General features: G+C 59.2%; 1 protein-coding gene. It reads left to right on the top strand.

What is annotated here, in order from left to right:
• The coding region (locus tag NKI31_RS31750; RefSeq protein ID WP_352653449.1) for a type I secretion system permease/ATPase at window positions 1-1304 on the top strand (1304 nt) is incomplete at its 5' end.
• Window positions 1305-1648 lie beyond the last annotated feature (344 nt).

Below are 1648 nucleotides of genomic sequence, written 5' to 3'. Positions count from 1 at the left end.
TTTGCTTCCTCCTTCATTTCTGGATCGGCATGACGGCACTTATCGGGGCGGTCGGTCTCACATCTCTGACACTCCTTGCCAACACTCTCTCGCAAAGGCCGATAAGCGATACCGTTGCCCACAACATGGCACGCAATGGTCTGCTGCAAGCAGCGCGTTGCAATGCCGAGGTCGTGCAAGCTCTCGGTCTTGGAAAGCGGATCGCTGCCCGATGGCAAAAGGCCAATGCCAAGTGTCTGGCCGCCAACCGGAAAGCTGGGGACGTGGCAGGTGGGCTGGGTGCCATTTCAAAGTCGCTGCGCGTGCTGCTGCAATCGGCCATTCTTGCCGTCGGTGCGTACCTTGTGGTCAGGGAAGAGGCTACGGCCGGGGTCATGATTGCCAGTTCGATCATGATGGGGCGTGCGCTGGCTCCGGTCGATCTCGCCATTTCAAGCTGGAAACCCTTCCTCATGGCGCGCCAGGGTTGGGCGCGGCTGGAGGACCTCTTGGAAAAGGTTCCTGAAACCGCTCCTGTCATGCTAATGCCTGAACCTGAACGCGAACTGCGCCTCGAAAGCGTGACAATCGTTCCGCCCGGCGAAAGCAAGCCGACCGTGACCGGCATTGCGTTTGCCATTCAGGCGGGAAGCGCACTCGGGGTCATCGGTCCATCGGGCTCGGGCAAGTCGACACTCTCGCGCGCCATCGTCGGCGCATGGACGCCGGTCGCCGGGAAGGTTCGCATCGACAGCGCAAGCCTCGATCAATGGGACCGGGAAGCACTAGGCCGTCACATCGGCTATCTGCCGCAAGGTGTTGAACTGTTCGACGGCACCATTGCCGAAAACATTGCTCGTTTTGAAGATGATCCTGACCCTGAGGCTATTGTCGCCGCGGCGAAGGCAGCGGGCACGCACGAACTGATCCTCCGATTTGAGCACGGATACGAAACTCCGATTGGTGAGGCCGGATCGGCACTTTCCGCCGGGCAGCGCCAGCTTATCGGTCTTGCCCGTGCCCTTTATCGAGACCCTTTCCTTGTTGTGCTGGATGAACCCAATGCCCATCTCGATGCGGAAGGCGAGGCTGCAGTCGTTAATGCGATCGCCTCCGTGCGCGAGCGCAAGGGCATTGCGGTTGTCGTCGCCCATCGGCCGAGCGCCATCCGCGCCGTGGATTTGGTGTTGGTGATGGAAGGTGGACGGCAGCGATCATTCGGTGCGCCTTCCAAAGTCCTGAAGGCCATCGAGTCTACACAGGATAACGTGGCAGAGCGCGCTGACATGGAGGATACCGGTGTCCGGCATTCACCAGAACAATGACGTTCCGAGCTCCATTCGCCGCCACTTCCCTTGCTCGCAATGGGCAGTGCCGGCGCGACTCGGCAACACATCCCCATGCCCGTTCTTCCGAGGGCGGCTCAACCAGAACGACCGGTTACAAAGTTTCCTGGACCGTTCTTTGAGTGTGAATGTTCGGCCGATTGCCTGGGCGCGTCCCCGCCGCCTGCGAGCCCGCAACTGCTCGGCGAAGGGCGAAGTGAACGAGAATGCATTCATTTCATAAATGTATGCCTATCCAAGCAATCGATTTCTCCAATTGTCCGATGACGAATATGAACGACTCAGGCAGGGGCATCATTAGGAGTATTTTCGATGGCAAACAT

The organism is Mesorhizobium sp. M0659, from assembly GCF_040320605.1.
Taxonomy (GTDB): domain Bacteria; phylum Pseudomonadota; class Alphaproteobacteria; order Rhizobiales; family Rhizobiaceae; genus Mesorhizobium.
Note: the sequence above shows the minus strand (reverse complement) of the source record. Positions and strands in the feature narration are given on the sequence as shown.